The organism is Geomonas edaphica, from assembly GCF_004917075.1.
Lineage (GTDB): Bacteria > Desulfobacterota > Desulfuromonadia > Geobacterales > Geobacteraceae > Geomonas > Geomonas edaphica.
In genome coordinates this window covers 63,599-76,695 of the sequence record NZ_SSYB01000004.1, presented here as the reverse complement: position 1 = coordinate 76,695, position 13,097 = coordinate 63,599, and the positions used below count along the sequence as shown (strand labels likewise).

At 63.5% G+C, this 13,097-nt stretch carries 9 protein-coding genes and 1 riboswitch; of the genes, 6 read left to right on the top strand and 3 right to left on the bottom strand.

The window, feature by feature from the left end; translation table 11 throughout:
- Nucleotides 1-7: 7 nt before the first annotated feature.
- Nucleotides 8-1,006 carry a substrate-binding domain-containing protein gene (locus E8K79_RS11075; protein ID WP_136514808.1) on the top strand — a complete coding sequence of 333 codons (999 nt, stop codon included), beginning with the start codon at nt 8-10 and terminating at the stop codon, nt 1,004-1,006.
- A gap of 100 nt (nt 1,007-1,106) precedes the next feature.
- Here the strand turns inward: E8K79_RS11075 and E8K79_RS21265 are convergent, their stop codons facing one another.
- From E8K79_RS21265 to thiD, 3 genes are all read right to left on the bottom strand, one after another.
- Entirely contained in the window at nt 1,107-2,960 is a 1,854-nt protein-coding gene (locus E8K79_RS21265) for a glutaminyl-peptide cyclotransferase (RefSeq protein ID WP_198419812.1), read from the bottom strand.
- A gap of 261 nt (nt 2,961-3,221) precedes the next feature.
- Nucleotides 3,222-4,535 carry a phosphomethylpyrimidine synthase ThiC gene (gene thiC, locus E8K79_RS11060; RefSeq protein WP_136514807.1) on the bottom strand — a complete coding sequence of 438 codons (1,314 nt, stop codon included), beginning with the start codon at nt 4,533-4,535 and terminating at the stop codon, nt 3,222-3,224.
- 58 nt (nt 4,536-4,593) lie between these two features.
- The gene (thiD, locus tag E8K79_RS11055; protein WP_136514806.1) at nt 4,594-6,048 is read right to left on the bottom strand and encodes a bifunctional hydroxymethylpyrimidine kinase/phosphomethylpyrimidine kinase; all 1,455 of its coding nucleotides are present in this window, start codon (nt 6,046-6,048) and stop codon (nt 4,594-4,596) included.
- 181 nt (nt 6,049-6,229) lie between these two features.
- Nucleotides 6,230-6,330: riboswitch (TPP riboswitch) on the bottom strand.
- 150 nt (nt 6,331-6,480) lie between these two features.
- Here thiD and alr point away from each other — a divergent pair.
- The 5 genes from alr to purD all read left to right on the top strand — a co-directional run bounded on the left by alr (nt 6,481) and on the right by purD (nt 13,094).
- On the top strand, nt 6,481-7,620 hold the full coding sequence (alr, locus tag E8K79_RS11050; RefSeq protein WP_136514805.1) for an alanine racemase: 1,140 nt from the start codon (nt 6,481-6,483) through the stop codon (nt 7,618-7,620).
- Nucleotides 7,621-7,672: 52 nt separating this feature from the next.
- Nucleotides 7,673-8,704, top strand: coding sequence for a selenide, water dikinase SelD (gene selD, locus E8K79_RS11045; RefSeq protein WP_136514804.1), 1,032 nt, complete (start codon nt 7,673-7,675; stop codon nt 8,702-8,704).
- Nucleotides 8,691-9,953, top strand: coding sequence for an ASKHA domain-containing protein (locus E8K79_RS11040; protein WP_136514803.1), 1,263 nt, complete (start codon nt 8,691-8,693; stop codon nt 9,951-9,953). The genes selD and E8K79_RS11040 overlap by 14 nt, the downstream gene beginning before the upstream one ends.
- 136 nt (nt 9,954-10,089) lie before the next feature.
- Nucleotides 10,090-11,652: a bifunctional phosphoribosylaminoimidazolecarboxamide formyltransferase/IMP cyclohydrolase gene (gene purH, locus E8K79_RS11035; RefSeq protein WP_136514802.1), complete on the top strand. Its 1,563-nt coding sequence runs from the start codon at nt 10,090-10,092 to the stop codon at nt 11,650-11,652.
- Between the two features lie 170 nt (nt 11,653-11,822).
- A complete protein-coding gene (purD, locus tag E8K79_RS11030) occupies nt 11,823-13,094 on the top strand; it encodes a phosphoribosylamine--glycine ligase (RefSeq protein WP_136514801.1) in 1,272 nt (423 codons plus the stop codon).
- Nucleotides 13,095-13,097 lie beyond the last annotated feature (3 nt).

Genomic DNA, 13,097 nt, shown 5'->3' with positions numbered 1-13,097 from the left:
ACGACCGATGCGAAAGACAATTGCAACGATTTGCGCGCTCGCGCTGGCGCTCACCGCCGGCGTCGCCTGCGCGACCCACGACAAGGCGCTTCTTTACGGCGGGGCAGGGCAGGGGAAGGTGATCTTCGACGGCAGGCTGCACGCCTCCAAGGGGATGCTCTGCAACGACTGCCACGGCGCCCTTTTCGGCACCGCCAAGAAGGCCCTCATCACCATGGACGACCACGAGAAGCCGGTCGCCTGCTTTGCCTGTCACAACGGCACCCGGGCCTTCAACGACTGCGAACTGTGCCACCGCAAGTTCGACACGAAGCCCGCCACCCCCCCGCAGGTGAAGCTCTGCGGCGCGGCCAGCGTGGTCACCGATCTTGTCGCCCCGAACAAGGACGCCGTCGAGAAGGAAACCGGGGTGAAGCTCGTCGTGGACAAGAGCAACGCCGGCAAGGGGATGGTCGATCTCCTCGACGGCAAGTGCGATGCTGCCATGGCCTCAGCCTCTCTCGACGCCACCATCGGCGCGGGGAAATCCGCCGGCCTGTCGAAGCCGACGGACGGCCTGCAGATGGACGTACTGGCGAAATCAGAGGTGGTGTTCGTGGTGCACCCCTCCAACCCGGTCAAGCGGCTCACCTGGGAGCAGATCAGGGACATCCATACCGGGAAGATCGTCAACTGGAAGGAGGTGGGAGGGAAGGATCTCGCGATCACCGTCTATACCGATGCGAAGGCGAGCGCCACCCGCGGTCTGATCAAGCAGGTGGTAATGGGGAATGCCGAGTACGTCGACAAGGCTAAGGCGGTGGACTTCGTGAAGCAGGTGAACGACCGGGTCGCTGCTGATCCTTCCGGCATCGGCGGGCTGGGGCGCGGGTTCGTGAACCCGGCCGAGACCGCCGTGGTCGAGACGAAGAAAATCGAGCGTCCGCTTGGCCTCATCACAGTAGGGAAGCCCTCGGCGGACCTGCAAAAGGTTATGGAGTCCCTCAGGAAGCTGGGGGCTAAGTAGGAAAGAAAGCCGACGAATAAAAGGCGCGAAGCCGCAAGGGCCTACCCGATGCCCTTGCCTTCGCGCCTTTTTTCGTACCATGCCCAGTCGTTAGCGGACCTCAGGATTCGACGCTTGCCACCTGCTCCAGTCGGATTTCGAAATAGCTGGGCCACATCTTGCCGGTCACCACCAGCCGGTCGCTCTTCTCGTCGTAGGCGATCCCGTTCAGCACGTGATCAGGGTCGCGGCTGCGCTCGTTCGACGGCAAGAGCCCCTTCAGGTTCACCCACCCCACCACGGCACCGTTCGCCGGATTGATGCGCACGATGTAATCGGTCTTCCAGATGTTGGCGTAGATCTCCCCCTTGACGTACTGCAGCGCGTTCAGATTCCTGAGAGGGGTTCCGTTGCAGGTAACCTCCACGCTCCGCTCGGTCTGGAAGGTGTCCGGGTTGATGAACTTGATGCAGTTGCTGCCATCACTCATGATGAGGTGCTTGCCGTCGTTGGTGAGACCCCACCCTTCACCGTCGACGGAGAATTCCCCTTGTTGGCGCAGTGTCTTGTGGTCGTAGATGATCCCCGCCCCCGAAAGGGTGACCATGTAGAGCCTGTCGCGCAAGACGGTGATCCCCTCGGCGAAGTAATCCCTTGGAACCCCCTCGCTGCTCAGCACCTGTCCGGATCCGGGCCAGACCTTCATGATGGCGGATCTCTCGTAAAGCCCGGAACTTTCGAGTAGCACGCCATCTTGAAAGGTGAGCCCCTCGGTGAAGCTCCAGTTGTAGTGGGGCCAGCTCTTGACCACCTGGTATGTGTAAAGCGGTATCTGCGTCGGCACGGGCGCGGCATCGGACCGGGAGTGCCTCACCTGCTGCGGGTGAATGCCGGTGGACTGGTGTACCAGCGAGTCAACGCTCGCACCGCACCCGAAAAGGGCTGCCATCGCCGCAGTTGCCAAGAGCCTGCGCGCTATCTTTTTCACCATGTCGCTCCTCCCATGCTCACACCGCTTCCTGATGGGCGGTGCGGCGGATGGCATCGCACCATCCGGGTGCCGTTCCGGCAGGGGCGCTTGCCCCTTCGCCTGCCTCAACAGCGGTACCGCTCCCTTCACCAGCGGAAATAAAAATACCTTCTTCGGGCTCTCCCCGTGGCGGGCGTGGTCCCGGTCGTTCCTGCCGCGTCCCGTGGTGCACCCCACCTCGATCCAGTTCGCCGCCTTGTAGCACGTGCCGGCGTACCGTCTGCCGTCGACGAGCGTCTCAGCGAGCAGCGGGCGCACGCCAAAACGCTCCTCCCAGTCGGCGGCAAGGCGGCGCAGTGCCAGCGAAAGGGCGGCGCTGGCGAGGTTTTTCACCTGCACCGTGGGGAGCACCAGAAACCTGCTGTTGCACACCACCCGCTGCAGATTCTCCCTGCGCGCCACGTCGTTCCACCCTATGTGGCGGTCGCGCGCCTCCATGCGCCAGGCGGGACTCGAGAACTGCAGGCACCCGACTATCACCGGGGACGGAGCGTGCAGCCTCACGAAGTACCTTATATGGGCGCCGAACGGGACCTTGTGCCCCAGGTAATGATGCCGCTCCACCAGTGAGCGCCAGAGCGCCTGCTCTTTCTTCCCCGCGACCGGAACGATCTCGAGCGGGCCGAATGCGTGCAACGGTCCGGACAGGACGGGATCGCCCGTTTCCGACGCGCAGGTGGAGGTGCGCGAACCGCGGGGACGCCCAGGGCGTGTAGGCGGCAGTTGGAACAGGGTGCCGTCCAGCCCTTCGAGGAAGGCGCGGCACTCTGCCGTCTTCAGCCTGCCGCTCGGACGGCGCCAGTCGAGAAGTTCACAAACCGTGCCCGCGAGCTCGGTCCTGGAGATTCCGGGGCAGTCGTTGACGACACCCCTGATCAGTTCGAGCTGGCGTGCGGTGACAGGTTCGCCGCAAAACCGCGGTGTTTTCTCGTGTGCTGAGTGCATCTTTCCCTCTCCGGTTTTGGTCGAGGGTACCCTAACCGAACGGGGGAGAAATGTCCAGCACTTTTTTTCGTTCCGGGTTTGATGCGGCAAATGAGCCGCACCGCCGGTTTTTTTCTGAGTGGAAGATGCCAGGAACTGCAGGTGGATTTTGCGTAGGGTTGGTTACTGGTTTGCGGGGAAGTGGCGTGCTCGCTACGGCAGGTTCCTTCAGAATCAGCGACGGGGCGGCCGCATCGGCCGCCCCGTCCTATTTAATAATATCTAGCAGGCCGCTGCGGCGTTGGCCTTCTCGCGCTCGGTGGCGTCGTCCATCACCTTGTAGGCGCAGAACTCGCCGCACATGGTGCAGGCGCCGTGGTCTGCGACGCCGGACTCCTCGCGCAGGCGGCGCGCCTTCACCGGGTCGATGGCGAGGGCGAACTGCCCCTCCCAGTCGAGCTTTTTGCGGCAGCGCGCCATCTCGTTGTCCTTCTCCATGGCGCCCTTCACACCCTTCACGATGTCGGCCGCGTGAGCCGCGATGCGCGATGCCATGACCCCTTCGCGCACGTCCTCGACGCTCGGGAGCTTCAGGTGCTCGGCCGGGGTTACGTAGCAGAGGAAGTCGGCGCCTGCGGCGGCCGCGATGGTCCCGCCGATGGCGGAGGTGATGTGGTCGTAGCCGGGGGCGATGTCGGTGACGAGCGGTCCGAGCACGTAGAAAGGGGCGCCGTGGCAGAGCCTTTTTTGCAGCTGGATGTTCGCCTCGATCTGGTTCAGCGGCATGTGCCCCGGTCCCTCGATCATCACCTGTACCCCGTAATCCTGGGCGCGCTGGGTGAGCTCACCCAGGAGGATCAGTTCGTGGATCTGGGCGCGGTCGGTGGCGTCGGCCAGGCAGCCGGGACGGAAACCGTCGCCAAGCGACAGGGTCATGTCGTAGGCCTTGGTGATCTCGAGCAGGCGATCGAAGTGCTCGAAGAGCGGGTTTTCCTTGTTGTTGTGCGCCATCCACTCGATGGTGAATGCGCCGCCACGGGAGACGACGTCCATGATGCGCCCTTCGCGGCGCATGCGCTCGACGGTGGCGCGGGTGACGCCACAGTGCACGGTGATGAAGTCGACGCCGTCTTCGGCGTGCTTGATGACGCCCTGGAAGATGTCCTCTACGGTCATCTCGACGATCGCCTTCTTGTGCTTTCTGACCGCGTCGAGCGCCGCCTGGTACAGCGGCACGGTACCGATGCAGGCGGAGGTTTCGGCGATCACGGCACGGCGGATCTCGTCGACCGGGCCGCCGGTGGAGAGGTCCATGATGGCGTCGGCGCCGCTTGCCACCGCCACGCGTACTTTTTCCAATTCCTTCTCGAAATCGAGGTCGTCGGCGGAGCTGCCGATGTTGGCGTTTACCTTGGTCCTAAGGCCGCGGCCGACGGCGAGCGGGGTGCCGTTTGCGTGCTTGTTGTTATGGCAGATGATGATGTTCCCCGCGGCGATCCCGGCGCGGATGAATTCGGCGTCGACCCCTTCAGCGCGGGCGGCCGTTTTCATCTTGTCGGTGATGATCCCCTTGCGGGCGTATTCGAGCTGCGTCATGGTTGCTCCTTTATTGAATGGCTCTTCAGTAAGTAGATGCAAGTTTGTTCCCGACGACCTATTCCACCTGGTCCCGTGCCGCGAGGAAGTGGTTCACCGGCCCGTGCCCCCGGCCGAGCGGCTGGGCGTACTTGATGGCGCGGGTGACGAAAAGCTTCGCCCGCAATACCGCGCCGGGAAGGGGCTCTCCCTGGGCGAGATAGGTCGCGATCGCCGAGGCGAGCGTGCAGCCGGTGCCGTGGGTGTTCCGGGTGAGGACGCGCGGGGCGCTGTAGCGGTTGAAGTTATGCCCGTCGAAGAGGATGTCGGTGACGACCCCCTCGGTAAGGTGCCCCCCTTTGATGAGCACGTGCTTTGCCCCCATGAGGTGCAGCGCCCGCGCCGCGAGCTCCATTCCGGCGGTATCGGTGATGGTGAGACCGGTGAGTGCCTCGGCTTCGGGGATGTTCGGTGTGACCAGGTAGCTGAGCGGTACGAGGCGCTTTTTAAGCACCGAAAGGGCCTCGTCCTCGATGAGGGACACACCGCCCTTCGCGGTCATCACCGGATCGAGCACCACCATCCGCATCTCGTAGGCGGTCAGCTTGTCGGCGACGATTTCCGCGTTTTCAGGCGAACAGAGCATGCCGATCTTCACCACGTCGATCGGGATGTCCGAGAGTACGGCGTCGATCTGGTCGGCGAGGAACGCGGGAGGGGACGGGTGGATCCCGGTAACGCCGCGGGTGTTCTGGGCGGTGAGTGCCGTGATGGCGGAGGCGCCGTAGCTCCCGAGGAGCGTGACGGTCTTGAGGTCGGCCTGGATACCCGCTCCGCCGCCGGAATCGCTGCCTGCGATGGTGAGCACAGCGCCGCGCGGGTGCAGCATGCGGCGGTTGAACAAAAGCGACAGTTCGGTCGCCGCGAGCCCGGGGGAGCGCGCAGAGAGGACTGAGGAGATGACCGCGATGGAATCGGCACCGGCGTCGATTACTGCGCAGGCGTTGTCCCGGTTGATGCCGCCGATGGCGACGATGGGGAGCTTCACCTTCTCGCGCACGAGGGCGAGCGCCTCCGGGCCCTGGATGTGCTCGACGTCCTTGGTTTCGGTGGGATAGAGCGAGCCGAAGCCGATGTAGTCGGCGCCGGCTTCCTGTGCGGCCAGCGCCTCTTCAACCGAGTGGGTGGAGATACCGATGAGCTTCTTCGAGCCGAGCGCTTCTCTCGCCGCGGCGAAATCGCCGTCCTCCTGCCCTAGGTGTACGCCGTCCGCGTCCAGTTCGAGCGTAAGCTTCAGGTCATCGTTCACGATGAACTTCACCTGGAACTCGGCGCACAGCCGCTTCAGGTCGTGCCCAAGCTCAAGGCGCTCGTCGTAGCTGCGCAGCTTGTCCCGGTACTGCAGTATGGCGACGCCCCCCGAGGAGAGCGCTTCGCGCACGCGCGGCAGCAGGCGATCGCCCTGGTCCGTAATCAGGTAAAGTCCCGCTACACGCCGTTCCCTGCCGCTATGGTCCACCACGAGTTTCAACACGAGTCACCTCAAAAGCTGTAACGCAAAGACGCGGAGTCGCGAAGACGCAAAGATAAAACAAGAAGGTTTGTCTCTTGAAGCCTCTCTTGGCGTCTCTGCGCCTTTGCGTCTTTGCATTGAGGCTTTGAAGGACAAAATAGAAAAGCCGCGACGGAAGGTCACGGCTCCATGAATCGAAAGGTCGGAGTGCGCGCCGCTTCCCTACGCCGGTGCTACCCGGATCAGGTTCAAAGGGTTCAGGTCGCCCTGTCTCAGTTCTCGCGAACTCCCCTAGCTGGCCTTTTTGCTGCGCGTAAACATAATGGAATCCTCTTGCAAAGTCAATCGCTTTCGGGTTTTTACCTTTACACTGAATGGCTAAAGTGGTAGAAAAATCACTGGCCGGGTGCTCCCGGCCTGATTTTATTCAGATAATCCTATGCAGGAAAAAATATGGACAGTCGTCCGACGGTAGTTGAGATAGATCTTGCCGCGCTTCGGCACAACTTCGGCCTAGTCCAGAAGCGAGTGCCCGAGGGGTGCGGCATCCTTGCCGTGGTGAAGGCGGATGCCTACGGCCACGGTTTCCAGTACGTCTCCGAGGAGCTGGAGAAGCTCGGGGTGGACGCCTTCGCGGTGGCCTTTCTCGCGGAAGGCGTGCAACTGCGCATGAGCGGCATCTACCGCCCGGTGCTGATCCTTGGCGGCATCTATCCGGGTGAGGAGCGCCGCTGCATCGGTCTCAACATCTCCACCGCGCTCTATTCCCTTGAGCAGGCGGCAGCACTCGACAAGGCGGCGGTCGAGATCAAGTGTTACCGCAAGGCGAAGATCCACCTGAAGGTCGATACCGGCATGGGGCGCCTCGGGGTCACCTGGGACAAGGTGCCGGAATTCCTCGAACAGCTGAAACAGTTCAAGAACCTTGAGCTGGAGGGGATCTTTTCCCACTTCGCGAGTGCGGACGAGCTTGATCCGGACGGCATCGCCTTCACGAAACTCCAGGCCGAGCGTTTCAACGCCGCGGTCATCGAGGCGCGGCGCCAGGGATACGAGCCCCGTTACATCCACACCGCGAACAGCGCCGCCATCCTCGCCGCAGATCTTCCCTTCTGCAACCTCGTGCGCCCCGGCATCATCCTGTACGGCGCCGCACCCTCCTCGGATTTCGCGGACCAGGAACAATTTGTCCAGGTGATGCGGCTGAAAAGCCGGGTGGCGATGCTCAAGTGGGTCGAGCCCGGAACCAGCATAAGTTACGGCAGGCGCTTCGTGGCGAAGGAGCGGACCCTCATCGCCAGCGTTCCGGTCGGCTACGCCGACGGTTACTGCCGCAGCCTCACCAACAAGGGGGAGGCGCTCATCCGCGGGCAGCGCGCCCGGGTCTCCGGCACGGTCTGCATGGACTGGATCATGCTCGACGTGACCAACATCGAGGGGATCCAGGTAGGCGACGAGGTGACCCTTTTGGGACCCGACCCGATGGGGGACCGCATCAGCGCCGAGGAGCTCGCCGAAAAGGCCGGCACCATACCCTACGAGATCATGTGCGGCATAGCGACACGAAGGGTGCGCAGGGTCTATATCGGTTAACGAAAGAAGTGAAAAAATAGATCGTTCGAATTTATGAAATTCAGAGGCTTTTATGACTGACAAGGTACGTCTCACAGCGATGGTGCAGGCGGCGGGTTGAGCTGCCAAACTGGGCCCGGCGGGCCTGGAAGATGCCATCCGCGACATAACCCGCTCGGACGACCCGAACCTCATCGTGGGGGTCGAGGGGGCCGAGGATGCCGGGATCTACCGCATCGGCGAGAGCCTCGCCCTGGTGGAGACGACCGACATCATCACGCCGCTTGTGGACGACCCGTTCACCTTCGGCCGCATCGCCGCGGCCAACGCCCTTTCCGACGTCTACGCCATGGGTGGGAAACCGGTGACCGCGATGAACCTCGCCTTTTTCCCGGCCTGCTCGCTCCCGACCTCGGTCCTCGCCGCGGTCCTCGCCGGCGGCGCCGATGCGCTCAAGGAGTCCGGGGCGTGCCTCGTCGGCGGCCACACCGTAGAGGACGACGAGATGAAATTCGGCCTCGCCGTCACCGGTCTCATCGATCCCTCCCGCATCGTCCGTAACTGCACCGCGCGCCCCGGCGACCTCCTTGTGCTCACCAAACCGCTTGGGACCGGTATCGTTTCCACAGCGATCAAGGCTGAGATGATCGACGCCGCCCTCGAGGCCGAGGCGATCTCCTGGATGACCACCCTGAACGCGAAGGCGTGCGAGTTGATGCTCGCCTGCAACGCCACCGCGGCGACCGACGTGACCGGTTTTGGCTTCATCGGGCACGCCTGCGAGATGGCACTCGGCGCCGGCGTTTCCTTCCGGATCGAACTCGCCGCGGTACCGGTCATGGCCGGAGTCCCCGCGCTCATCGACGACGGCATGGTCCCCGCCGGGTGCTACCGTAACCGTCAGCACTACGAGGTACACGTTACCGGCGCCACCGGCGATTCACTTCTGCCGCTCTTCGATCCGCAGACCTCGGGCGGCCTCCTCATCTCCCTGGCACCGGCAGACGCCCGCGAGTTCCTCTCCCGTGCCGAGGCTTCCGGCCTCTTCGCCGCAACGATCGGTGAGGTCGTTCCCGCCGCGGAGAGTACCCTTGTCTTCTTCTAGGGGGCTCGTCGCCGCTTTCGACCTCGGCACCACCACCATCGCTGCGTCGCTCCTCGACCCGGTAACCGGAACACGCCTCGCCGCCACCGGCGCCCTCAACCCGCAACGCCCCTGGGGCACCGACGTCCTCGCCCGCCTCACCGCCGGAGAAAATCCCGAAACGCTACGCGCCATGCAGGTGGCGCTGGCCCGCGAGATGGAGCGCATGACCGCGGAACTCCTGGAACGCGTCGGCGCCGGGGGTGAAGATCTCGCCTGCGTCGCCATCGCCGGGAACCCTTCGATGGAAACCATCGCGCTGGCGCTGCCGGTCGAGTCGCTCGCCCATCCCCCGTTTCGTCCCCTTTTCTCGGCCGGGAAATCCGTCTCGACCCTCGAACTTGGCTGGAGCCGCGACTGTCCCGCCTACCTGCTGCCGCTCCCCGGCGGCTTCGTCGGCGGGGACCTCCTTGCCTTCCTCTTCGGTATGCCTGAGGCTCCCGCTGCCGGGACGCTCTTCCTTGACGTCGGCACCAACGCCGAGATCGCGCTTTTCGACGGCGAGCGCTACCTCGCCACATCGGCTGCCGCAGGCCCCGCCTTCGAAGGGGGGAACCTGAAGTGCGGGATGGCTGCGCTACCCGGAGCGGTGAGCGGCGTCCTCATCGACGGGGACCGGGTCGTCATCACCGCCATTCCAGGCGCGCCGCCGCGCGGCATCTGCGGCACCGGCGTTCTCGACACTGTCGCGGCGCTCCTGGAGCACGGCATCGTCGACGCCACCGGCCGTCTGCTCCCCGCTGCGGAGATCGATTCCAACCTGGCGAATCGCGTGCAGGAGGTGAACGGCGTCCCCGCTTTCATCCTTCACCGCGACGCGAAAACCGTGGTCTACCTGGACCAGGAGGACATCCGTGCGCTGCAGCTTGCCAAGGGGGCGATGCGCGGCGGGATGGAGATCCTTTTGGGGAAGGCGGGGCTTTCCCCGGACGAGGTTTCCAGGGTGGTATTGACCGGCTCGTTCGGGGCGGTGCTCGCGCCGGATGTGCTAAAAAAGGTTGGAATTTTCAACGAAAAGATGGTAAGAATCACCGGATTTGTCAGGGAAGGTGCGCTGGCCGGAGTGGAGCGGGTTCTGCTCGCCGCGGACGGCATCGACCGGATGGAGGACCTCGCGCAAAAGGTCCGCGTCATCCCCCTTTCCGGCACACCGCTCTTCGAAAAGCACTTCCTTGCGAATATAGACTTCCCCAAACAACCAAAAGCCTGACCACGGAGGACTCGGAGGGCTTTAACGTTTCACCTTCTTTTTATCCTCTGTGTCCTCAGTGGACCTCGGTGTCCTCTGTGGTAATGCTTTCAAACAGTTGAAATCAACATCAAGGCTGCAAAAAAAGGAGCGAGCAATGGCAAAGATTGGGCGCGCGCTGGTAAGCGTGTCGGAGAAGACTGGTGTGGTGGAATTTTCCCGGGCATTGGCAGGTTACGGCGTGGAGATCCTCTCCACCGGCGGGACCGCGAAGCTTTTGCGTGAGGCGGGCATCCCCGTGAAGGACGTCTCCGAGTTCACCGGTTTCCCCGAGATGCTGGACGGCAGGGTCAAGACGCTGCACCCGAAGGTCCACGGCGGCATCCTCGGCATGCGCGAGAACCCGGCGCACGTCGCCAAGATGCAGGAGCACGGCATCGAGCCGATCGACATGGTGGTGGTGAACCTCTACCCGTTCGAGGCGACCGTTGCCAAGGAAGACTGCACCATGGAAGACGCCATCGAGAACATCGATATCGGCGGCCCGACCATGCTACGCTCCGCCGCGAAGAACAACCGCGACGTCACCGTCATCGTTGACCACGCCGATTATGCGACCGTGCTTGACGAGATGAAGGCTACCGGCGGCAGCGTCTCCCGCGAGACCAACTTCCGTCTGGCGGTGAAGGTGTACCAGCACACCGCGGCATACGACGGCGCCATCTCCAACTGGCTCGGCGCACGCACCGGCGAAGGGGTCGCCAAATACCCGGACACCCTGACCATGCAGTACAAGCTGGCCCAAGGGATGCGCTACGGTGAGAACCCGCACCAGTCCGGCGCCTTCTACGTCGAGAAGGGGGCTAAGGAAGCCTCCATCTCCACCGCGCGCCAGATCCAGGGTAAGGAGCTCTCCTACAACAACATCGGCGACACTGATGCGGCGCTCGAGTGCGTAAAGCAGTTCGACCAGCCCGCCTGTGTCATCGTGAAGCACGCGAACCCCTGCGGCGTCGCCGTCGCCGGCAGCATCATGGAAGCCTACGATCTTGCCTACAAGACCGACCCCGAGTCCGCCTTCGGCGGCATCATTGCCTTCAACCGCGAACTCGACGAGACCACCGCGCGCGCCATCGTGGAGCGCCAGTTCGTCGAGGTGATCATCGCACCGAAGGTCACCGAGGCCGCGAGCGAGATCGTCGCCGCCAAGAAGAACGTCCGCCTCATGGAGTGCGGTTTCTGGCCGGAGCAGCCCGCCGCGCGTTATGACTTCAAACGCGTGAACGGCGGGATGCTGGTGCAGGACGCCGACCTCGAACTCTTCAACGAGCTCAAGGTGGTGACCAAGCGCGCACCGACTGACCAGGAGATGGAAGACCTCCTCTTCACCTGGCGCGTCGCCAAGTTCGTAAAATCCAACGCCATCGTCTACGGCCGCAGCAACGCAACCGTCGGCGTGGGCGCAGGGCAGATGAGCCGCGTCAACTCCGCACGCATCGCCGCCATCAAGGCCGAGCACGCAGGGATTCCGGTCCAGGGCGCGGTCATGGCGTCCGACGCCTTCTTCCCGTTCCGTGATGGTCTCGACAACGCCGCAAGCGTAGGCGTCACCGCCGTGATCCAGCCGGGCGGCTCCATGCGCGACGCTGAGGTCATTGCCGCCGCAGACGAGCACAATATCGCCATGGTCTTCACCGGCATGAGGCACTTCAGGCACTAATCAATTGACGTTTGACAATGGACAATTGACAACTTCGCGTGGTCTTTGTCCATTGTCATTTTGGGGACCATCCCCGCCCCCGGAGGGGGAGGGTTAGGGTGGGGGACGACGGCATCCCCCCCCTCCCGCCCTCCCCCCTCCAGGGGGAGGAGATCTGAGGGAGATTATTTATGAAGGTATTGGTAGTAGGCAGCGGCGGGCGCGAGCACGCGCTGGTCTGGAAGATCGCACAGTCCCCGCTTGTGGAGAAGGTGTTCTGCGCTCCGGGTAACCCGGGGACCGCGACGCTCGCCGAGAACGTCGACATCGCCGTCGATAACCTCCAGGGGCTCCTCGACTTCGCCAAAAAGGAAGGGGTCGAGCTGACCGTGGTCGGACCGGAACTCCCGCTTTCGCTTGGGCTTGTCGACCTCTTCGAGGAGAACGGCATTAAGGCCTTCGGCGCGCGCAAGAACGCCGCCATCATCGAGGCATCCAAGGCGTTCTCGAAGGACCTGATGCAGAAGTACAACGTCCCGACCGCGGCATACGGCGTCTTCACCGAAATACCCGCGGCGATCGAGTTCATCGACAATACCGGCATTCCCATCGTCATCAAGGCCGACGGCCTCGCGGCGGGCAAGGGTGTCATCATCGCCCAGACCCGCGACGAGGCGGTGGCCGCCGTCAACGACATGCTTTCCGGCAACGCCTTTGGTGCTGCGGGCTCCCGCGTCGTCATCGAGGAGTTCCTGAAAGGGGAGGAGGCGTCCTTCCTCGCCTTCACCGACGGCGAACGCATCATCCCGCTTGCGAGCGCCCAGGACCACAAGGCGGTCTTTGACGGCGACAAGGGACCCAACACCGGCGGCATGGGCGCCTATTCCCCGGCTCCGGTGGTCACCCCCGCCATCCACGAGAAGGCGATGGCGGAAGTGATGCGCCGCACCGTGGACGGCATGAAGGCAGAAGGGCGCAGGTACCAGGGTGTGCTCTACGCCGGGCTCATGATCGACGGCGATTCGGTGAAGACCCTCGAGTTCAACGCGCGTTTCGGCGACCCGGAGTGCCAGCCCCTTTTGATGCGCATGAAATCCGACATCGTTCCGATCCTCATGGCGGTCGCCTCCGGCAGCCTGGAAGGGGTCGAGATCGAGTGGCACGACAAGGCTGCAGTTTGCGTCGTGCTTGCCGCCGAAGGGTACCCCGCCGACTACCGGAAGGGGGACAAGATCGAGGGGCTCGACGCGGCCGGCAAGGTGGAAGATCTCGTCGTATTCCACGCCGGGACCAAAATGAGCGGCGATGCCGTCGTCACCAACGGCGGCCGTGTTCTGGGTGTCACCGCCCTCGGCAACACAGTCAAGGAAGCTATCGACCGCGCTTACAGCGGCGTGAAACTCATCTCCTGGCCCGGCATGCACAACAGGAAAGACATCGGCGCCAAGGCGATGAACCGTTAAACC

Excerpts from the sequence above, each read along its gene's own strand:
- E8K79_RS11075 (WP_136514808.1), top strand. The coding sequence starts at position 8 with ATGCGAAAGACAATTGCAACGATTTGCGCGCTCGCGCTGGCGCTCACC.
- E8K79_RS21265 (WP_198419812.1), bottom strand. The coding sequence starts at position 2,960 with ATGCACTCAGCACACGAGAAAACACCGCGGTTTTGCGGCGAACCTGTC.
- thiC (WP_136514807.1), bottom strand. The coding sequence starts at position 4,535 with ATGACGCAGCTCGAATACGCCCGCAAGGGGATCATCACCGACAAGATG.
- alr (WP_136514805.1), top strand. The coding sequence starts at position 6,481 with ATGGACAGTCGTCCGACGGTAGTTGAGATAGATCTTGCCGCGCTTCGG.
- purH (WP_136514802.1), top strand. The coding sequence starts at position 10,090 with ATGGCAAAGATTGGGCGCGCGCTGGTAAGCGTGTCGGAGAAGACTGGT.
- purD (WP_136514801.1), top strand. The coding sequence starts at position 11,823 with ATGAAGGTATTGGTAGTAGGCAGCGGCGGGCGCGAGCACGCGCTGGTC.